The sequence below is a fragment of the Xenorhabdus miraniensis genome (assembly GCF_002632615.1).
Window position 1 is genome coordinate 26642 of record NZ_NITZ01000025.1, and the last position, 21461, is coordinate 48102.

Consider the following 21461-nt stretch of genomic DNA (forward strand, 5'->3'; position numbering starts at 1 on the left):
GTATGTGTTTCTTTTTTATATTCATTAAAGGTGATTTTAATCACTAAAAAATGTCAGAGTATTGACTAAATTTAGGTATCCATATTTTGAGCTATATCCGTTGAGGAGTCTGATATGTCTGATGTATTTCATTTAGGTATCACTAAAAGTGACCTGCAAGGCGCGACTTTAGCGATTGTGCCGGGCGATCCTAATCGTGTTGAGAAAATTGCGCGTTTGATGGATAACCCAGTGCATCTGGCTTCCCATCGTGAATTTACAACATGGCGTGCAGAAATTGACGGCAAAGCCGTTGTTGTCTGTTCCACGGGTATTGGTGGCCCCTCAACGTCGATTGCTGTAGAAGAGCTGGCGCAATTGGGAGTACGTACTTTCCTGCGTATCGGTACAACCGGAGCTATCCAACCACACATCAATGTTGGGGATGTATTGGTAACAACAGGCGCAGTCCGTTTGGATGGTGCCAGCTTGCACTTTGCACCAATGGAATTCCCGGCGGTTGCTGATTTTGAGTGTACCAACGCATTGTATGAAGCAGCGAAATCATCCGGATCTGTCACTCATGTTGGTGTCACGGCTTCTTCTGATACCTTCTATCCAGGACAGGAGCGTTATAATACTTATTCCGGTCGGGTTGTTCGTCGCTTTCAGGGCTCTATGAAAGAGTGGCAGGAAATGGGCGTAATGAACTTTGAGATGGAATCTGCAACATTGTTGACTATGTGCGCAAGTCAGGGCCTGCGTGCCGGTATGGTGGCTGGTGTTATTGTTAACCGTACCCAACAGGAAATTCCTGATGTTGAGCTGTTGAAGAAAACAGAAAGCAACGCGTTGGGCATTGTTGTTGAGGCTGCCCGTCATCTGCTGTAACGTTTTTCATCAAGGGCCGGAATATTCTGGCCCTGTCATTTATGTGATCTTTTCTTCCTTTCATTCTAAAATCTGATAATGTCATAACGTTTTGTGCTAATAACTATTTCTGTAAATAGCTATTTTTATTAATAGCTATTTTGGGCAATAACTGTTGGCATCAATAACTATCAATTGAATACAGCAGTATCAATAATTACTTGTTTCCATAACGTTTTATACTTTATCTCTTTCAAGTTACTATCAGTAACGTAATACCTTGAAAATAAGGTGTATTTTAATCAAAATAAGAGTGACTATGACCACAACATTAATCTCTCATCCTTCAGTACTTCCTTTGAATGGCGGCATTAACTTTCGTGATTTAGGCAATAAAACGCTAAATAATGGCGCTAAGATCAAGTCAGGGCTGCTATTTCGTTCCGGATCGCTGGATAAGCTGACAGAAAATGATCAGGCTTTTTTAGTGGATCAAAACCTTTTTCAGATCATCGATTATCGTGATAGTAGCGAAATCATGGATAAACCCGATCAGGTATGGCATGGCGCCCATTATCACCATGCACCGGCCAATCCGCTTTCCAAGGAAGTGGATGCTAATCTGGAGAAGATAGATAAAGAAATACTGGAGCAATTCGATGCAAAAGGGTTTATGTCGCGTCTATATGAATTGCTACCTATCAATAATCCGGCTTATAAGAAATTAGCTACGTTATTGTTGCAACCAGAAAAAGGCGGAATTGTGCAACATTGTGCGGTTGGCAAAGACAGAACAGGAGTGGGTTCTGCTCTGGTTTTGCTGGCGTTGGGTGCTGATTGGGATACGGTAATGGAAGACTATTTGCTGACCGATATCACGTTGGCTCCGTACCGGGACTATTTATTGCATGAACATGCAAAAGTCATGAGTGAAAATGTAGTGGAAAAATTTGCTTATGTTTATTCTGTCAGGGAAGAGTTTTTACTGACTGCGCTGAATAGTATTAACCAACATTATGGCAGTGTGGATATTTGGCTGGAAAAAGATATCGGACTCGATATTGCGGCCCGGGAAAAACTGCAAGCTTATTTTCTCGAATAAAAATATCAGGTTAGCTTTGGTTTATTTGTACGGTGCTAACCTATGACATCCCACTGATAATAATACAGGAAAGACTAATGTGAGCCTGCATGAAATTATTGAACTGGTCACGAACTTTGTAAGAGCCCATGAAGCCTGGGCAATTCCCATCATTTTCCTCCTTGCATTTGGTGAATCGTTGGCATTTATCTCCCTATTATTGCCGGCGACGATCATTTTACTGGGGTTAGGTGCATTGATTGGTGAAAGCGGGTTAAATTTCTGGCCAATATGGATAGCCGCAGCAGCAGGAGCCTTTTTTGGCGATTGGGTTTCTTACTGGTTTGGTTTCCACTATAAAGAAAATGTCGGCAAAATGTGGCCGCTTTCTCGTCATCCCCAAACTCTAGTGCGTGGGCATCGATTCTTTGAGCGCTGGGGAGTCTGGGGCGTTTTTATTGGGCGGTTTTTTGGCCCTTTAAGAGCCGTAGTTCCGCTGGTGGCCGGAATTTGTGCCATGCCAAAACGTCATTTTCAGCTTGCTAATTTCGCTTCTGCATTGATCTGGGCATTCGGTATCTTAGCGCCGGGCGCTTTTGGCCTGCGATGGTTGGCCGAATGGATGGGGTAGTGTGGATGAGGTAATTGCGAGCCGCTTTGCAAACTGAAAGAAAGCGATTAAATAATCTGGACATCTATACAGCCTCTATTTAACTTACATTGAGGCCAGAGAGCCAAAAAAGTTAACCGAAACTTAACTAGAATGGTGTTAGTGAGGGTGTATAGGTGGATATCCAGTGGTTATATATGTTGATTGGCGGCTTAAGTGGATTGCTGGGCGGGGGGATCTTCGTCTGGCTTTCTGTTCATCAGAGAATCCAACAAAAAGAGCAGGCGCTACGCGAATTATATAGTCAACTGGCTGTCAGTCATGAAAAGCTAGAACAGTCTCATTATTGGCGTACTGAGTGTGATCAATTAAACCAAGAACTGTTGGCTCAACGCGAAGTGAATAGTGTGCAGGAAGCTGAATTGCGAGAACTGAGTACGCGGCTTGAAGAAAGCAGGTTGGCGGCGGAGGAAAAACAACGCCTGTTGATCAATAGTGAACAGCGCCTGAATACCCAATTCGAAAATCTTGCCAATCGTATTTTTGAGCAAAACCGGCTCCGTACTGATGAATATAATCGTCAAAACCTCAATAATCTCTTAATGCCATTTCGTGAGCAACTTGAAGGTTTTCGCCGCCAGGTTCAGGACAGTTTTGGTCAGGAAGCCCGGGAACGTCATACCTTAACCCATGAGATTCGCAATCTTCAGCAACTGAATGCCCAGATGGCAAAAGAGGCGCTCAATCTCACTAATGCGTTGAAAGGAGATAATAAAATGCAGGGAAATTGGGGGGAGATGGTGTTGGCTCAGGTTTTGGAAGCGTCCGGATTGCGTGAAGGGTATGAATTCGACACACAAGTTAATATTCAATCCGAAAACAGCGGACGTTTTCAGCCCGATGTGATTGTGCATTTGCCACAGGGAAAAGATGTCGTTATTGATGCCAAAATGTCGCTGGTTGCTTATGAACGTTATTTCAACAGTCATGATGAACAACAGCAGATACAAGCATTACAAGAGCATATCAACTCCATAAAAGGACATATTCGCGGCCTGAGCCGAAAAGATTATCAGCAATTGCCCGGTTTGCGCTCTCTGGATTATGTGCTGATGTTTATCCCTGTGGAACCGGCTTATCTGGTGGCACTTAATCAGGCTCCTGAATTACTGGATGAAGCGTTGAAACACAATATCATGCTGGTTAGTCCATCCACATTACTGGTTGCTGTTCGTACTATCAATAACCTTTGGCGTTATGAATATCAGAGTCAGAATGCCCGTCTGATAGCTGATAAAGCTGCCAGAATGTATGACAAAATGCGTTTGTTTGTGGATGATATGCAAGGGTTAGGGCAAAGCTTAGATAAAGCACAGGCGAGTTACCATTTCGCGATGAAAAAACTGGTCGAGGGGCGAGGTAATCTGATTAGTCAGGCTGAAGGCTTTCGAGACTTAGGTGTGGATGTGAAGCGTCCTATTGATTCACACGTGATTGATAAATCCTTACAATCGTTACAAATTAACGAGTGAAGTCTGGATAGGGTTTTATCGGAAAGGCTGGTACACTTGCTATAAATTTTTCGAATAAAAAGCGGACAAATAACATGGCAAATCAATCGAAAGAAACCACTGATTTTGGTTTCCGCACTGTAGCCAAAGAAGAAAAAAAAGACATGGTGGCAGAGGTATTCCACTCGGTAGCGGCAAAATATGATTTGATGAATGATTTGATGTCATTTGGTATTCATCGTATCTGGAAGCGTTTCACTATTGAAGCAAGTGGCGTCCGACGCGGTCATAAAGTGCTTGATCTCGCCGGTGGAACAGGTGATTTGACAGCAAAATTTTCCCGTATTGTGGGTGAAAAAGGTCAAGTTGTTCTGGCAGACATTAACGACTCAATGTTGAAAGTCGGGCGTGAAAAGTTGCGTGATATCGGTATCGTCGGCAATGTCAGTTATGTTCAGGCTAATGCTGAAGAACTGCCTTTCCCAGATAATTATTTTGACTGTATTACGATTTCTTTCGGTCTGCGTAATGTGACGGATAAAGAAAAAGCCTTACGTTCCATGTGCCGAGTGCTTAAGCCGGGCGGTCGTTTATTGGTGCTGGAGTTCTCCAAACCTGTACTGGCACCACTGAGCAAAGTTTATGATGCTTATTCGTTCCATGTTTTACCCCGAATTGGTCAGATGGTTGTTAAAGACGCGGACAGTTACCGTTACCTGACAGAATCCATCCGCATGCACCCTGATCAGGAAACCTTAAAAGGTATGATGGAAGAAGCTGGCTTTGATCAGGTTTCTTATACCAATATGACCGGGGGAGTCGTTGCTCTGCACAAAGGGTTTAAATTCTGAAATGGAAACACCCTCACCAAGCCATAGTGTGAATTCTGCGGTATTGAACTCCCCTGAATTGAGTCCTGCTGCATTGAATTACAGAGTATTATTTCCGGTTCTGACGGCTTTTCTGGAAACAACGCTGAATTATTTGTTGTATCGGGAAACCGTATTAAAGCCAGCCCGTTTGAGGTTGGTGGGCAAGACATTGTCCATCAAGCTGAAGGAAATTGACACACCACTGGTATTGATATTCAGTGAAAAGCAATTGGATGTTTTAAGCCAGTGGTCGGAACCTGCGGATTGCTCAATGAAAACGACGATACCTGCATTACTCAAGTTGCGGGATCGCCAATGCCTTTCGGCGTTGATTAACAGTGGCGAGATCATCATTGAAGGGGATATGCAGATCATTCAGCAATGGTCAGCTTTGTTGGACATGTCAGAGTGGGACCCTGCCCATTATCTTTCTCCTTATGTCGGTGATATTGTTGCAGAAGGCATTAGCCGGATAGTGAAAAAAGGCGTTAAATTTGCCAGTAATACCATCGAAAGGAAGAAAACGTACTTCATCGAATCATTGACTGAAGAATGGAAAATGGCCCCCAGCGCCCTGGAAGCTGCCTATTTCAGTGAGGAAGTTGATGCTGTTGCCAATAAAATGACTCAAATAGAGAAACGGTTGGCTGCGCTGGAGGGGAAACATGACGCCCAGTGAAATCAAACGGCTTTATTTCATTATTCGAGTCTTTCTTTCCTATGGACTGGATGAACTGATCCCTAATATTCGTCTGACTTGGCCACTGCGTTTCGGACGTTATTTCCTGTTTTGGATAACCAATCGGCATAAAGACAAATCGCTTGGTGAACGCTTGCGTTTGGCACTGCAAGAGCTTGGGCCTGTATGGATCAAATTGGGTCAAATGCTTTCTACCCGTCGCGATCTGTTTCCGCCTGCGATCGCAGATCAGCTTTCGATGTTGCAAGATAGGGTGGTTTCTTTTGATGGCGCTGTGGCGAGACAATCGATTGAAACCGCATTAGAGGGGCCTCTGGAAACGTGGTTTGAGAATTTTGATCCACAGCCACTGGCTTCAGCGTCTATTGCTCAGGTACATACCGCTCGGCTGAAAGAGAGTGGTAAAGAGGTTGTCCTGAAAGTGATTCGTCCGGATATTCTGCCTGTCATCAAAGCGGATGTGCGATTGATGTATCGTTTGGCTAATCTGGTGCCCCTTTTGCCGGATGGGCGTCGCCTTCGTCCACGTGAAGTCGTGCGCGAATACGAGAAAACTTTGCTTGATGAGCTGAACTTGTTGCGTGAAGCTGCCAATGCAATTCAATTGCGCCGAAATTTTGAAGATAGCCCGATGCTTTACGTGCCAGAAGTTTATCCCGATTATTGTCGGGAGAATGTGTTGGTTATGGAACGCATTTATGGTATTCCCGTGTCTGATATTTCTGCTTTAGAAGCGCAGAACACCAATATGAAATTGTTGGCTGAGCGTGGTGTTCAGGTATTTTTTACCCAAGTGTTTCGTGACAGTTTTTTCCATGCGGACATGCACCCCGGCAATATTTTTGTCAGTTATGAGAATCCGGAAGATCCTACCTATATCGGCATCGATTACGGCATTGTTGGTTCTTTGAATAAAGACGATAAACGCTATCTGGCTGAAAATTTCATTGCTTTCTTCAATCGCGATTACCGCCGGGTAGCTGAACTGCATGTTGATTCCGGTTGGATCCCTGCCGATACCAATGTGGAAGATTTCGAATTTGCCATCCGTACCGTTTGTGAGCCGATTTTTGAAAAACCACTGGCTGATATTTCGTTCGGGCATGTTTTATTAAATCTTTTCAATACTGCCCGCCGTTTTAATATGGCTGTTCAACCCCAGTTGGTTCTGTTGCAAAAAACGCTATTGTACGTTGAAGGTTTGGGGCGTCAGCTTTATCCTCAGCTTGATCTATGGAAAACCGCAAAACCTTTTCTGGAAGATTGGCTGCATGATCAGGTTGGGATACCCGCCATTGTACGTGCCTTTAAAGAAAAAGCCCCCTATTGGGCGGAAAAACTACCGGAATTTCCTGAACTAGTGTATGGCACACTTCAACAGCATAGGCGTTTACAGGCCAGTATTGATCAGATATCACAACAATTCAGAGATCAACAGATTCAGCAACGCAAGTCTCTTTATTTACTGGGGATCGGAGCAACGCTATTTATCTGTGGCAGCCTGTTTTTCATCATAGACCAGAAACATTTGTCGTGGGGATTGATGGGGGCCGGAATTGTATCGTGGGGATTAGGTTGGCGCAATTTAAGCAGACGTCAGTGACAATTAAAAGGTCAGTGACAATTAGAAAGTAAGTAAAGATCTAAAAGTAAGTAGAGATCGCTTTACCGTGTGTTTGGTATGATTGTGTTATTTTCGAACATAAAGTTCGTAGTTTATAATGGAATCATTAGTGATATTCCGATGAATGTGGTATTCCAATGAATAGAGGTAACTCAGTATGGGTGGTATAAGTATTTGGCAATTGCTCATTATTGCGCTCATTGTCGTATTGCTGTTCGGTACTAACAAACTTCGTACCTTGGGCTCAGATTTGGGGGAGTCGATTAAAGGCTTCAAAAAAGCGGTGAATGGCGATGAAAAACCGGAGCAATCTGAAAAAACGAGCCATGACGCTGATTTCGAAACTAAAAACCTTGCTGAAAAATCTACCGTTACACAATCTGAAAAATCAGAGAGCAAAAACAAAGAGCAGGTATAAACCGTGTTTGACATTGGTTTTAGTGAACTGTTGTTAGTGATGGTCATTGGCTTGGTTGTTCTGGGGCCTGAGCGTTTGCCTATTGCAGTTAAAACAGTCGCCGGATGGATTCGGGTATTACGCTCGTTGGCGGCGAATGTTCAGAATGAACTTGCTCAAGAATTGAAATTGCAAGAGCTTCAGGACAGCCTGAAAAAAATGGAAGAAAAAGCAGATATGCAATCACTATCTCCAGAATTGAAGGCATCAATGGAAGAACTAAGGGAGGCGGCTGAGTCGTTGAAAAACGTGTACCAGCTCAAGCCTGATGAAATGAGGGAATTGGAGGAGGATGAAACGCATTACCACTCCTCTGTATCCCAGTCGGCTGCAAGGGGCTCAATTCCAGAACAATTAGTATCAGGACAATTAGCCTCAGAACAATCAGCCTCAGAGCAATCGGGCGTGAAACCAGATCAGCAAAAAAATAAATCTCCTGCACAAGCAAATGGCGAACACTAAAACATGTCTGTGGATGATACCCAACCGCTTATTAGTCATCTGATTGAATTACGTAAGCGGATTTTAAATAGCTTAATTACTGTATTGGCCGTTTTCTTGGCATTGGTGTATTTTTCCAATGACATTTATCGGCTTATTGCTGCACCCTTGATGGAACAATTACCTCAAGGTGCAAATATGATCGCAACGGATGTGGCATCACCTTTTTTTACACCGATAAAACTAACCGGTATGGTGTCTGTCTTCGTTTCGGCACCAATGATCCTCTATCAGGTTTGGGCATTTATTGCTCCAGCGCTATATAAGCATGAACGCCGTTTGATAATGCCTCTGTTGTTTTCCAGCAGTGTGCTATTTTATCTGGGAATGGCATTCGCTTATTTTGTAGTTTTTCCTATCGCATTTGGTTTCTTTATCAAGACGGTTCCCGCAGGTGTTGTGATCTCGACAGATATCAGTAATTACCTGAGCTTTGTGATGGCGCTGTTTATGGCCTTTGGTGTTTCATTTGAAGTACCGATCGCCATTATTTTGCTGTGCTGGAGCGGAGTGGTGACGCCGGAATCGTTGAAAAAGAAACGCCCTTATATTTTGGTCGGCGCTTTTGTGGTTGGCATGTTGTTAACACCGCCTGATGTTTTTTCGCAAACGTTGTTAGCTGTTCCTATGTATTTGCTCTTTGAATTAGGAATTTTGCTTTCTCAGTTTTATATCGGTAAATCAGGTAAACACAAAACAGTCAATTCAGAACATGAATAAGGTCGTGATATCGGTGACAATCTGAAAAAATAATTTGATTCTGGTCATTCATGATTATCGCTAACCGATTGATGATGTTAACATCACTTGTATAACGTGATGGCTATTAACCCAGCGCCTGGCGCTGGGTTTTATTAGGAGTGAAGTATGAGCTATGTATTTCCGGGGGCATTTCCCGGTCGTCGTATGCGTCGTGTGCGCCGCCATGATTTTTCCCGCCGCTTAGTTGCTGAAAATCAAGTTACTGTCAATGACCTAATCTATCCCGTCTTTGTTATGGAAGGCACTAATCAGCGTCAGGAAGTGCCTTCGATGCCAGGAGTGTATCGTCTGACAATCGATCTTTTGCTGAAAGAAGCCGAAGAGATTGCCCGACTGGGTATTCCTGTTTTGTCTCTGTTTCCAGTCATTGAAGCAGACAAGAAATCATTGGATGCGAAAGAAGCTTATAATCCGGACGGTTTGATTCAGCGTTCTGTTCGTGCCCTGAAAGGTGCTGTACCTGAATTGGGCCTTTTGACGGATGTTGCACTCGATCCATTCACTACACATGGGCAAGATGGTGTCATTGATCAAGATGGTTATGTTATCAATGACGTGACTAAAGAGATTCTGGTCAAACAGGCGTTATCCCATGCTGAAGCAGGAGCCGAAATTGTCGCTCCAAGCGATATGATGGATGGCCGCATTGGTGCTATTCGTGAGCAGCTTGAGCTGGATGGTCATATTAATACCCAGATTATGGCTTATTCTGCTAAATACGCCTCTTGTTATTATGGACCATTCAGGGATGCAATTGGTTCCAGTAGTAATTTAAAAGGTGGCAATAAGATGACCTACCAAATGGATCCTGCGAATAGTGACGAAGCGTTACAGGAAATTGCACAGGATTTGCAGGAGGGAGCTGATAGCGTTATGGTGAAACCCGGTATGCCCTATTTGGATGTGATCCGCCGGGTAAAAGATACGTTTGGCGTACCAACATTTGCTTATCAGGTTTCTGGTGAATATGCGATGCACATGGCTGCCATTCAAAATGGTTGGTTGAAAGAACAGCCTGCAATTATGGAGTCACTGCTGTGTTTCAAACGTGCTGGCGCTGATGGCATTCTGACTTATTTTGCTAAACGAGTAGCACAGTGGTTGCATGAACAAAAATAACGATCTTCTTGCGTAAAGGCCGATTCTGGTTCATTAGAACAGACATAATAAAAACGGGCAAAATTGCCCGTTTTCTGCTTAGACTTTGATAAATTGTTTATTATCTAATACCTTCGACACTTCCTTGTTGAGAATATTTAGCAGGAGAATGGAACGAGTTTCTCCATCTGGTTCATTATAAATTGCTTGAATGCCTTCGAAAATTCCCTCAGTGATTAATACTGTATCACCAGCAATTGGTGTTTCAGGGGCAACATATTCTTGCTCAGTGACGGACATCAATTCATCAATTAATGTTTGGGGAACAATAGCGGGATAAGTACTGAACCGAATAAAATGATTTACACCACGAGTTGAATTAACGGTAGTGGTATGAATAACTTCGGGATCAAAGTGTACGAAAAGATAATTGGGAAACAGTGGTTCAGTAACGGTGGTTCGCTTACCCCGAATAATTTTTTCAATTTTGGCTGTAGGTGTCAGGCAAATAACATCTTGTCTCTCCAGGTTTTCTATCGCCCGAGAGATTTGCCCACGTTTACAGTAAAGAAGATACCAATTTCCCATAATATTCCGACTCCATTACTTAGAATGTTTAGCATAACAAAACCAGTACTAAGGGGTCATCAATAAAGCCAAAAGTTATTTGAGACGTGGTCAATGTATTATAGTCACGCGTATTTATTTCCAGTAAAGATTTATGTATGACATTTATTGTGATAGTGGAAATACTCACCCCACAAGATTACTTTAACTCCATTGATTTTTAGCAAGTTATGAGTTTACCTTGTAACCCTCATGGGAGGGCTTATAATGTCTTTCCCTCCTTACAAATCGGCACGAATGAACAATATGAAATACCGCGATTTAAGAGATTTTCTTTCCTTGTTGGAACAATCAGGTGAATTAAAACGAATTCGTATGGAAGTTGATCCTTATTTGGAAATGACTGAAATCGCAGATCGTACTCTTCGTGCCGGTGGCCCTGCCTTATTATTTGAAAATCCTAAAGGATATTCGATGCCAGTGTTGTGCAATTTGTTTGGAACACCAAAACGGGTTGCTATGGGAATGGGGCAGGATGATGTTCAGGCGTTGCATGATGTTGGTAAGTTATTAGCCTTCCTTAAGGAGCCTGAACCACCAAAAGGATTCCGTGATCTGGTAGATAAATTGCCTAAATTCAAACAGGTACTGAATATGCCAACCAAACGCCTTAGCTCTGCACCTTGTCAGGAGCAGATTTGGGCTGGAGATGAAGTGGATCTTACCCGCATTCCGGTTATGCATTGTTGGCCGGAAGATGCAGCCCCATTGATCACATGGGGGCTGACGGTGACCAGAGGGCCGAATAAAGAGCGCCAGAATCTGGGTATCTACCGTCAGCAGGTGTTGGGTAAAAATAAACTGATTATGCGCTGGTTATCTCATCGTGGCGGCGCTCTCGATTTCCAGGAGTGGTGTCAGGCTCATCCGGGAGAACGTTTTCCAGTGTCGGTTGCGTTGGGGGCTGATCCAGCCACAATATTAGGCGCAGTGACGCCAATCCCTGATACGTTGTCTGAATATGCTTTTGCTGGTTTGCTGCGTGGGCATAAAACGGAAGTCGTTAAATGTCTATCCAATGACTTGGAAGTCCCCGCCAGCGCGGAGATTATCCTTGAGGGTTACATTGAACCTGGTGAAATGGCACCGGAAGGGCCATATGGTGATCATACTGGTTATTACAATGAAGTTGACATGTTCCCAGTATTCACGATAACTCACATTACCCAGCGCCGTGATGCCATCTATCATTCCACTTATACCGGACGCCCGCCGGATGAACCTGCGGTGTTAGGTGTTGCGTTGAATGAAGTTCTGGTGCCAATACTACAAAAGCAATTTCCTGAAATTGTCGATTTTTACCTGCCGCCAGAAGGGTGCTCTTATCGGCTCGCTGTCGTTACGATGAAAAAACAGTATGCAGGTCATGCCAAGCGAGTCATGATGGGCGTCTGGTCATATCTGCGGCAATTTATGTACACAAAATTTGTTATCGTCTGTGATGATGATATTAATGCGCGAGATTGGAATGATGTCATCTGGGCGATAACAACGCGAATGGACCCGCAAAGAGATACTGTCTTAATGGAAAATACACCAATCGACTATCTCGATTTTGCATCCCCTATTTCAGGGTTAGGATCAAAAATGGGGCTAGATGCAACGAATAAATGGCCAGGAGAGACACAAAGGGAATGGGGGCGCCCGATAGTGATGAGTGATGAGATTCGGGCCCGTGTCGATGAAATTTGGGATCAATTAGATATTTTGAAGCGATAAGAGGGAACGCATGACAACACTAAGCTGTAAAGTAACATCGGTTGACTCCATTACAGATACAGTTTATCGGGTTCGTTTATTACCTGATTCGCCTTTTTCTTTTCGTGCAGGGCAATATTTGATGGTGGTTATGGATGAAAGAGACAAACGTCCTTTTTCTATGGCATCACCACCATCAGAAAAACAGAGCATTGAGCTGCATATTGGCGCTTCTGAGCTGAACCTGTATGCAATGGCGGTGATGGACAGAATACTCGATCAGAAAGTTATTGATATTGATATTCCACATGGTCAGGCATGGTTTCGTGAAGATAGCGAAAATCCGATGCTATTGATTGCGGGAGGAACAGGGTTTTCCTATACCCGTTCTATCTTATTGGCAGCATTGGAAGCAAACCCTAACCGTGAAATCTCAATTTATTGGGGAGGGCGTGAACTGTATCACCTTTATGATTTGGGTGAGTTACAGGCATTGAGTGAACGTTATCTTAACTTGACGGTTGTTCCTGTGGTTGAACAGGTTGATGAGCACTGGCGAGGAAGGAGCGGAACGGTTCTGAGTGCAGTTTTGGAAGATTTTGGCAGCTTGGCAAATCATGATATTTATATCGCCGGTCGCTTTGAAATGGCTAAAATTGCCCGTGAGCGGTTTTGTAGTGAACGTGATGCGTCGATTGATCGCATGTATAGCGATGCGTTTGAGTTTATCTAATCCGCTTTCCCGATAAAAAACAAAACGATAAAAATAAAAAACCCGCCCCTGACAGGCGGGAAACTACGGCAACAACTTATTAGAGTGATGCAATAGACAAGACAGACAAGGGAAAAATACGTATAAATTTCAATCTCCAGCTACTCTTGATCACTAAATCTGGTCACTACACTCTTTCAATAATCGTGGCGATACCCTGACCTAAACCGATACACATGGTTGCCAAACCAAACTGTACATCCTTGCTCTCCATTAGGTTAAGCAGAGTGGTAGTAATACGAGTGCCAGAACAGCCTAATGGATGCCCAAGCGCAATTGCGCCACCGTTTAGATTGATTCTGTTATCCATACTATCCAGCAGATTCAATCCCTTAATACAGGCCAAAGATTGCGCAGCAAATGCTTCGTTCAATTCCATCAGGCCAATATCAGAAAGGCTTAATCCCGCTTTTTTCAATGCCATTTGTGTTGCTGGCACAGGGCCATAACCCATAATAGAAGGATCGCAACCGACAACGGCCATTGAGCGGATACGAGCACGAGGCTTCAATCCTAATTCTTTGGCTTTGCTTTCGCTCATGATTAGCATTGCAGATGCACCATCAGACAGTGCTGAAGAGTTACCCGCAGTAACACTCCCGGTGACAGGGTCAAAGACAGGGCGCAGCGCCGCGAGATCTTTTAGGTTAGTGTCAGGGCGGATGACTTCATCAAAATCGACAAGCTTCATGTTGCCATCTGCGTCATGCCCATAAATAGGGACTATTTCGCTGGCAAAGGCTTTGGATTCTGTTGCTTGTGCTGCACGTTGATGAGAACGCAGGGCGAATTCATCTTGCATTTCGCGGCTAATATTATACATCTTAGCCAGCATTTCTGCCGTCAGGCCCATAACGCCTGCTGCTTTTGCAACGTTGCGGCTCAATTTAGGATGGAAATCGACGCCGTGTGTCATGGGTACATGCCCCATATGTTCAACGCCGCCAACCATCGCGATATTGGCATCACCCGTCATAATCATGCGGGCACCGTCATGCAGTGACTGCATTGAAGAACCACACAGACGGTTAACGGTGACTGCGGGAACTGAATGGGGAATACCTGCCAGTAATGCGGCATTACGTGCAATGTTAAACCCTTGCTCCAGCGTTTGTTGTACACATCCCCAAGAGATATCATTGATATGCTCTGGCTGAACGGCAGGATTGCGTTTGAGTATTGATTTCATCAGGTGTGCGGAGAGATCTTCGGCACGAACCTGACGGAATGCACCACCTTTTGAACGCCCCATTGGGGTACGGATACCATCAATAATAACTACGTTTTCCATGTTTTCAGACCTCACTCTTTTTCACCTGGATTAACAGCAAGTTCTGCTGGGGCAGGGTAGTAACTTTCATTGCTTTCGGATTTTGCCTTCAGGCCCGCTGGTACGTGATAAAGCGCACCCAAGTGAGCATAACTTTCCGCCATTCTCACGTAGGCTGCGGTTCCCATGGTATCCAGATAACGGAAAACACCACCGTGGAATGGAGGGAATCCGAGACCGTAAACCAGAGCCATATCAGCTTCTGCCGGGCTGGCAATGATACCTTCTTCTAGACAGCGAACGACTTCGTTAATCATTGGGATCATGGTACGAGCAATGATCTCTTCGCCAGAGAAAGTATGTTTTGGTTTGCTGATGCCTGCCAGTAACGGGTCAACAATCTCATCTTGCGCTTTTTTCGGTTTGCCTTTTTTATCTTGAGTGTATTGGTAGAAACCAACGCCATTTTTCTGGCCGTAACGCTGATTTTCGAATAATACATCAATGGCATCCCGGTAATTACGGCTCATGCGATCAGGGAAACCTTGTGCCATAACAGCCTGTGCATGATGAGCTGTATCAATACCAACAACATCAATGAGATAAGCAGGACCCATTGGCCAGCCAAATTCTTTTTCCATGATTTTGTCGATTTGGCGGAAATCACCACCATCTCGCAGCAACATGCCGAAACCTGCCAGATAAGGAAATAAAACGCGGTTTACGAAGAAACCAGGACAGTCATTGACGACAATCGGCGTTTTACCCATCTTGCTGGCATAAGCGACAACGGTCGAAATGGTTTTATCCGATGTTTTTTCACCACGAATAATTTCAACCAGTGGCATACGATGTACTGGATTGAAGAAGTGCATTCCGCAGAAGTTTTCTGGGCGTTTCAGTGATTTTGCCAAATCTGTGATTGGGATCGTGGAGGTGTTAGAAGCCAGAATGCAATCATCACTGATATGTAATTCTGTTTCTGTCAGAACCGCAGCTTTAACTTTGGGGTTCTCAACGACAGCTTCGACAACAATCTGAGATTGTTCAATACCAGCATACGTCAGGGTCGGTTGGATAGAAGACAGGATTTTGGCCATCTTCATAGCATCCAGACGCCCACGCTCAAATTGCTTATTCAGCAACTTGGCCGCTTCATTGATACCTAAATCCAGCGCTTTTTGATTGATGTCTTTCATCAGGACAGGAATACCTTTGCGCGCTGACTGATAGGCAATGCCTCCACCCATGATCCCAGCGCCAAGTACAGCCGCATGTTCAGGTGTAGTGACTGCTTGCAGATGTTTTTTCGCTAATCCTTTGACGTACTGGTCATTCAGGAAAATGCCGACCAGAGCACGGGCAACGGTGGTGTGTGCCAGTTTAACAAAGCTGTCGGACTCTAACGCCAGAGCACCATCACGGCCTAATGTAGCGGCTTTTTCAATCGTTTTTACCGCAGTGATTGGTGCAGGATAATGAGGGCCTGCAACTTTCATCACCATGCCTTTTGCCACGGTAAAACTCATGGTCCGTTCGATCTCATTGAGATTCAGAGGCATTAGTTTAGGCTGGCGGGCGGTTTTCCAATCTAAATCCCCCCTAATAGCTTGTTCCAGAATTGAAACGGCAGAGTCAACCAGTTTTGCAGCAGGAACTACGGCATCAACCAGACCATTTTTCAGCGCCTCTTCAGCACCAATATCTTTTCCTGCGGAAATAATTTCGAGAGCATTGTCCGTACCAATTAAGCGTGGCAGGCGGACGGAACCACCAAAGCCCGGCATTATGCCTAATTTCGTTTCTGGTAATCCGATACGAAGATCAGGCGATGCAACCCGAAAATCCGTTGAAAGTACGACTTCACAACCACCGCCAAGCGCGTATCCATTGATAGCGGAGACAGTAGGGACAGGAAGATCTTCAATACGGTTAAAAATATTGTTGGCGAGGTTCAGTAATTCATGAAGTTTTTCTGCTGGTGCATTAAATAATGATAAAAATTCAGTAATATCTGCACCAACAATGAAGGCTTGTTTTTCAGAACGTAATAACAACCCTTTTAGTTCAGTTTGTTGCTCAAGGGTGGCAACGGCCTTATCTAATGAAGTAACCGTGTTTGTGTCTAATTTATTGATTGCAGCGGGTGCATTGAAGATCAGTTCTGCAATGCCATCTTTCAGCCATTTTACTTGAATAGTTTCACTTAGGTAGAGCATGTCATTCTCCTCAATGAGTGCATACCATCTGGTATGACCAGATGCTGTTGATTGTGATTAGTGTGTTAATTTAATGCAAATCAATGATTAATTTTTTGTAGGACAGATCACAGGTAAGATTTATGACGGGGGAAGATATTTTTTGTTAGTATTTTGAAAAATATGAATATTGTCGTTTTATTCCAGATAAGCTGTTTTTCATCAGGTAACTCCCCAAATAATGAATTGTGGTAATATCTAAGCTCCCGCCAGAAAATCAAAAGGCTAATTAAGATGGAAAAGTTGGCACCTCTATACCACGAACATATTAAAACATTACAAAAACGCGCACGTGAAATATTGGCACGAACTCAGCTTGATGCCCTGCTTATTCACTCCGGTGAATCATTGCGAGTTTTTCTTGATGATCACTATTACCCTTTCAAGGCAAACGTACACTTTAAGGCTTGGGTTCCTGTGACCAAAGTCCCGAATTGCTGGTTATGGATTGATGGAATCAATAAACCGAAGCTCTGGTTTTATTCCCCGGTAGATTATTGGCATAGTGTAGAACGATTACCTAATAGTCACTGGACTGAAGAAGTAGAAATGATTAATTTGGCAAAAGCCGATGATATCAGCATGCAACTGAGTGGATTACCAAAACAGAATGTCGCCTATATTGGTGAGCAAACTGAACGTGCTAAGTCTCTGGGCATTCTTGAGCGCAATATCAACCCGGAAACAGTCTTGAATTATTTGAGTTACCATCGCTCATATAAAACAGATTACGAATTGGCATGTATGCGTGAAGCCCAGAAAACAGCGGTGAATGGTCATCAGGCGGCGTATGAGGCATTTCTGTCTGGTGTGAGCGAATTCGAAATCAATATGTTCTATCTGATGGCAACGGGACACCGTGATACGGATGTTCCTTATGATAATATTGTTGCCTTGAATGAAAATGCAGCCATTTTGCATTACACCAAATTACGGCAGACAGTACCTTCTGAAATTCGCAGTTTCTTGATTGATGCTGGTGCGGAATATAATGGCTATGTTGCCGATATTACGAGAACCTATGCCGCAAAATCCAATAATGATTTTGCCTCATTGATTAAAGATCTTAATGAAGAACAGCAAGCGATTATTGGAACGATTAAAGCGGGGGTTCGATATACTGATTACCATATCAATACGCATCATCGTATAGCTAAGTTGCTAAGAAAACATGACATTATTCATGGCATCAGCGAAGAAAGCATGGTTGAGAACGGATTTACAACGCCATTTTTCCCGCATGGACTCGGGCATCCACTTGGGTTGCAGGTACATGATGCTGCCGGATTTATGCAAGATGATAATGGGACCCACTTGGCTGCTCCAGAAATGTATCCTTATTTACGTTGTACCCGTATCTTGGAGCCGGGAATGGTTTTGACCATTGAGCCGGGTCTCTATTTCATTGAAACCTTATTGGCGCAGTGGCGTGAAAATGAATACCGTCAGCATTTTAATTGGAAGAAAATCGATACGCTGAAACCTTATGGTGGTATTCGCATTGAAGACAACATCGTTATTCACGATGGAAAAATTGAAAATATGACCAGAGATTTACAATTATCGTAATGAAGCCTTATTTAATTCCTGCGGCTTCAGTCAGTTTTACTGAAGAAATCAAAAAGAGTCGTTTCATTACCCTGCTGGAACATACCAGCGGGGTGGATGAGGCAAAATCATTTATCCAAAGTATTAAGGAACAATATCCTGACGCCAGACATCATTGCTGGGCTTTTGTAGCAGGCGCACCAGATGATTCCCAGCAATTAGGTTTTTCGGATGATGGAGAACCGACCGGAACCGCGGGTAAGCCCATGATTGCCCAATTGATAGGAAGTGGATTAGGTGAAATCACTGCTGTGTCTGTTCGCTATTTTGGCGGCATAAAGCTTGGCACAGGCGGATTGGTGAGAGCCTATGGCAGTGGCGTACAGCAAGCACTGAAATTATTGGAAACTGAATACAAGGTCCCGCAGAAGCTGTATCAATTACAGTGTGAATACTCGCACATTTCTATGGTTGAACAATTATTGCAACAATTTTCTGGGCAAGTGATTGCCAGCGACTATGCTGAAAATGTCACGCTACAAGTATCACTGCCAGCTACCCTTGTGGGGGAGATAGGTGATAAATTACGGGATTTAAGCCGTGGTGCTCTATTTTTAACACCAAAATCATAATGATGTTGTCATACCGGATTTCTAAGGAATTAGCTGAATGCATTTTCGCGCCATAACCCGTATTGTCGGGCTACTTGTCATTCTTTTTTCTGTCACAATGATCATTCCGGGGTTGGTGGCATTGATTTATCGCGATGGCGCAGGCAGGGCATTTAGTCAGACATTCATTTTTGCCCTCGTGATTGGTTTAATGTTATGGGTGCCTAATCGGGAACAGAAACACGAGCTTAAGCCAAAGGAGGGTTTTTTGATTGTTGTCCTATTTTGGACAGTATTGGGCAGTGTCGGGGCATTACCGTTTATTTTCTCTGAAAAACCTAATCTTTCAGTTACTGATGCTTTTTTTGAGTCATTCTCAGGTTTGACGACAACAGGTGCAACGACACTTGTTGGCCTTGATTCTCTCCCCAAAGCCATTCTTTTCTACCGACAAATGCTGCAATGGCTAGGAGGTATGGGAATTATCGTTCTGGCTGTTGCTATCTTGCCATTACTTGGTGTTGGTGGAATGCAGCTTTATCGTGCTGAAATGCCGGGACCATTGAAAGATAACAAAATGCGTCCTCGTATTGCAGAAACAGCAAAAACGCTCTGGCTGATTTATGTTTTGCTGACCATTGCTTGCGCGATAGCTCTATGGGCAGCGGGAATGTCGGTGTTCGATGCGATCTCACATAGCTTTTCAACTATCGCTATTGGCGGCTTTTCCACCCATGATGCCAGTGTTGGTTTTTTCAATAGCCCGACCATTAATACAATTATTGCCATTTTCTTGCTGATATCGGGTTGTAATTTTGGCCTGCATTTTGCCGTTCTTTCGGGCCGAAGTTTGAAAGTGTATTGGCGCGACCCCGAATTTCGTATGTTCATTACTATTCAATTCGCATTGCTGGCGGTTTGTGTGCTGATACTGTGGCAGCACTCGGTTTATGAATCGGAGTTGGAAGCGCTTAATCATGCTTTCTTTCAAGTTGTCTCAATGGCAACAACGGCGGGGTTTACAACGGATAGTTTTGCCAACTGGCCTCTGTTTCTGCCTTTCTTACTATTATGTTCTGCATTTATTGGGGGATGTGCGGGTTCGACAGGAGGCGGCCTGAAAGTCATTCGCATTTTGTTGTTGTTTTTGCAAGGCTCCCGTGAATTAAAACGCTTGGTTCATCCGAATGCGGTATACACCATTAAATTAGGGCATAGGGCATTACCAGAACGAATTATTGAAGCAGTATGGGGATTCTTTTCTGCTTATGCCTTAGTTTTCATCATTAGTATGTTGTTATTGATAGCAACAGGGGTTGATGAGTTTTCCGCTTTTTCTGCCATTGCTGCAACACTGAATAACTTGGGGCCTGGGTTGGGCGTAGTGGCTGATAACTTTACCACCATGAATCCAATAGCTAAATGGATACTGGTCTTCACTATGTTATTTGGACGTTTGGAAGTATTTACACTATTAGTGTTGTTCACACCAACTTTTTGGCGTGATTAGATGAGCTATTTATGTCATGGGCAGTCAGTTACGTAACTCGCTATCTATAAAATATTTGTATTTGAATCGCTGTATAATAAGGGCGTATCTATGAGCTATTTGTTGCTTTATTCCACTCAGGATGGTCAGACTAAGAAAATCCTCACTCGTATCGCAGAGAATCTCCGCCGTACTGGTATTAAATGTGATTTAAGAGATTTGGCTACATTGAAGCAGGTTAATTTGGTGCCTTATCATAAAGTAATGATAGGTGCATCGATACGCTATGGTCACTTCAATTCTGTATTGCATAAGTTTGTTATTCGCCATCAAAAACAATTGAATCAAATGCCAACTGCTTTCTTCGGTGTCAATTTAACGGCGAGAAAACCAGAAAAGAGAACACCAGAAACGAATGCTTATGTACGTAAGTTCTTAACTAAAAGCCCGTGGCAGCCTGATTTATGTGAGGTTTTTGCCGGAGCGTTGCTTTATCCACGTTACCGCTGGTTAGATCGCATCATGATTCAACTCATCATGCGAATGACCGGGGGAGAAACAGATACTAAAAAAGAGATTGAATATACAGATTGGGAACAGGTAGATCGTTTTTCTGAAGCATTTTTGCAAATGCCGTGTAATAAAGCGTCTTAAAAATAGTCTTTTTGCTGGTTGTTTCTTCGTTTTGAGGAAAAAAAACACGAACGGAAAAAAAATGCAAAAAAACTATTGTCAGCGCCGTAAAACTCCCTATAATGCGCCACCACTGACCGACGCCGCGCTGAGACAAGCCGCCGAGGAAAGTGGGAGGAGGGCGAAAATAAACGCTTGACTCCGGAGGCGAAAAGCGTAAGATACGCAGCCTCGCAACCCGGAAGAAGATTTCCAGTTGCCATGCTCTTTAACAAATTAATCAGACAATCTGTGTGGGCACTCGCAAGACACTATCCACGCCGGAAGGCGAAAAGATATTAAGTCTTGAAGAGTGACTGAACAGTTAATTCATTACGAACTAACCCAGTTGAATTCTTTGAGCATCAAACCTTTAATTGAAGAGTTTGATCATGGCTCAGATTGAACGCTGGCGGCAGGCCTAACACATGCAAGTCGAGCGGCAGCGGGA

General features: G+C 43.7%; 20 protein-coding genes. 17 read left to right on the top strand and 3 right to left on the bottom strand.

What is annotated here, in order from left to right:
• Positions 1 to 114 precede the first annotated feature (114 nt).
• The 11 genes from udp to hemB all read left to right on the top strand — a co-directional run bounded on the left by udp (position 115) and on the right by hemB (position 10086).
• Positions 115 to 870, top strand: a complete 756-nt coding sequence (gene udp, locus Xmir_RS18705; RefSeq protein WP_099115630.1) for a uridine phosphorylase — start codon at positions 115 to 117, stop codon at positions 868 to 870.
• A gap of 298 nt (positions 871 to 1168) precedes the next feature.
• Positions 1169 to 1951: a tyrosine-protein phosphatase gene (locus Xmir_RS18710; protein ID WP_099115631.1), complete on the top strand. Its 783-nt coding sequence runs from the start codon at positions 1169 to 1171 to the stop codon at positions 1949 to 1951.
• A 79-nt stretch (positions 1952 to 2030) separates the two neighbouring features.
• On the top strand, positions 2031 to 2561 hold the full coding sequence (locus tag Xmir_RS18715; RefSeq protein ID WP_099115632.1) for a DedA family protein: 531 nt from the start codon (positions 2031 to 2033) through the stop codon (positions 2559 to 2561).
• 155 nt (positions 2562 to 2716) lie between these two features.
• Complete coding sequence (rmuC, locus tag Xmir_RS18720; RefSeq protein WP_099115633.1) at positions 2717 to 4072, top strand: DNA recombination protein RmuC; 1356 nt, start codon at positions 2717 to 2719, stop codon at positions 4070 to 4072.
• 74 nt (positions 4073 to 4146) lie between these two features.
• Positions 4147 to 4902: a bifunctional demethylmenaquinone methyltransferase/2-methoxy-6-polyprenyl-1,4-benzoquinol methylase UbiE gene (gene ubiE, locus Xmir_RS18725; RefSeq protein ID WP_047961859.1), complete on the top strand. Its 756-nt coding sequence runs from the start codon at positions 4147 to 4149 to the stop codon at positions 4900 to 4902.
• 1 nt (position 4903) lies between these two features.
• Positions 4904 to 5602, top strand: a complete 699-nt coding sequence (ubiJ, locus tag Xmir_RS18730; protein ID WP_099115634.1) for a ubiquinone biosynthesis protein UbiJ — start codon at positions 4904 to 4906, stop codon at positions 5600 to 5602.
• Positions 5589 to 7226 (top strand): ubiquinone biosynthesis regulatory protein kinase UbiB, encoded by a 1638-nt coding sequence (ubiB, locus tag Xmir_RS18735; protein WP_099115635.1) that lies wholly within the window; start codon positions 5589 to 5591, stop codon positions 7224 to 7226. Before ubiJ ends, ubiB begins: the two co-directional genes overlap by 14 nt.
• A 178-nt stretch (positions 7227 to 7404) precedes the next feature.
• Positions 7405 to 7665, top strand: a complete 261-nt coding sequence (tatA, locus tag Xmir_RS18740; RefSeq protein WP_099115636.1) for a Sec-independent protein translocase subunit TatA — start codon at positions 7405 to 7407, stop codon at positions 7663 to 7665.
• 3 nt (positions 7666 to 7668) lie between these two features.
• Positions 7669 to 8166 carry a Sec-independent protein translocase protein TatB gene (tatB, locus tag Xmir_RS18745; protein WP_099115637.1) on the top strand — a complete coding sequence of 166 codons (498 nt, stop codon included), beginning with the start codon at positions 7669 to 7671 and terminating at the stop codon, positions 8164 to 8166.
• 3 nt (positions 8167 to 8169) lie between these two features.
• Positions 8170 to 8925 (top strand): Sec-independent protein translocase subunit TatC, encoded by a 756-nt coding sequence (gene tatC / locus Xmir_RS18750; protein ID WP_099115638.1) that lies wholly within the window; start codon positions 8170 to 8172, stop codon positions 8923 to 8925.
• 147 nt (positions 8926 to 9072) lie between these two features.
• The gene (gene hemB / locus Xmir_RS18755) at positions 9073 to 10086 is read left to right on the top strand and encodes a porphobilinogen synthase (RefSeq protein ID WP_099115639.1); all 1014 of its coding nucleotides are present in this window, start codon (positions 9073 to 9075) and stop codon (positions 10084 to 10086) included.
• 78 nt (positions 10087 to 10164) lie between these two features.
• Here hemB and rfaH read toward each other — a convergent pair whose 3' ends face one another.
• Positions 10165 to 10653, bottom strand: coding sequence for a transcription/translation regulatory transformer protein RfaH (rfaH, locus tag Xmir_RS18760; protein ID WP_099115640.1), 489 nt, complete (start codon positions 10651 to 10653; stop codon positions 10165 to 10167).
• A gap of 285 nt (positions 10654 to 10938) precedes the next feature.
• Here rfaH and ubiD point away from each other — a divergent pair, with 285 nt between their 5' ends.
• Together ubiD and fre are read left to right on the top strand one after the other, a co-directional pair.
• Positions 10939 to 12411: a 4-hydroxy-3-polyprenylbenzoate decarboxylase gene (ubiD, locus tag Xmir_RS18765; protein WP_099115648.1), complete on the top strand. Its 1473-nt coding sequence runs from the start codon at positions 10939 to 10941 to the stop codon at positions 12409 to 12411.
• 10 nt (positions 12412 to 12421) lie between these two features.
• Entirely contained in the window at positions 12422 to 13123 is a 702-nt protein-coding gene (gene fre, locus Xmir_RS18770) for an NAD(P)H-flavin reductase (RefSeq protein WP_099115641.1), read from the top strand.
• 166 nt (positions 13124 to 13289) lie between these two features.
• On the opposite strand, the gene fadA is transcribed toward fre, so the two are convergent.
• Both fadA and fadB read right to left on the bottom strand, forming a co-directional pair.
• Positions 13290 to 14453 (bottom strand): acetyl-CoA C-acyltransferase FadA, encoded by a 1164-nt coding sequence (fadA, locus tag Xmir_RS18775; protein WP_099115649.1) that lies wholly within the window; start codon positions 14451 to 14453, stop codon positions 13290 to 13292.
• Between the two features lie 11 nt (positions 14454 to 14464).
• Positions 14465 to 16651 (bottom strand): fatty acid oxidation complex subunit alpha FadB, encoded by a 2187-nt coding sequence (gene fadB, locus Xmir_RS18780; RefSeq protein ID WP_099115642.1) that lies wholly within the window; start codon positions 16649 to 16651, stop codon positions 14465 to 14467.
• 273 nt (positions 16652 to 16924) lie between these two features.
• On the opposite strand from fadB, the gene pepQ reads away from it, so the two are divergent.
• From pepQ to hemG, 4 genes are all read left to right on the top strand, one after another.
• Positions 16925 to 18259, top strand: a complete 1335-nt coding sequence (gene pepQ, locus Xmir_RS18785; protein ID WP_099115643.1) for a Xaa-Pro dipeptidase — start codon at positions 16925 to 16927, stop codon at positions 18257 to 18259.
• Entirely contained in the window at positions 18259 to 18870 is a 612-nt protein-coding gene (locus tag Xmir_RS18790) for an IMPACT family protein (RefSeq protein ID WP_099115644.1), read from the top strand. Before pepQ ends, Xmir_RS18790 begins: the two co-directional genes overlap by 1 nt.
• 37 nt (positions 18871 to 18907) lie before the next feature.
• Positions 18908 to 20359 (top strand): Trk system potassium transporter TrkH, encoded by a 1452-nt coding sequence (gene trkH / locus Xmir_RS18795; RefSeq protein WP_099115645.1) that lies wholly within the window; start codon positions 18908 to 18910, stop codon positions 20357 to 20359.
• Between the two features lie 90 nt (positions 20360 to 20449).
• A complete protein-coding gene (hemG, locus tag Xmir_RS18800; protein WP_099115646.1) occupies positions 20450 to 20992 on the top strand; it encodes a menaquinone-dependent protoporphyrinogen IX dehydrogenase in 543 nt (180 codons plus the stop codon).
• Positions 20993 to 21461 lie beyond the last annotated feature (469 nt).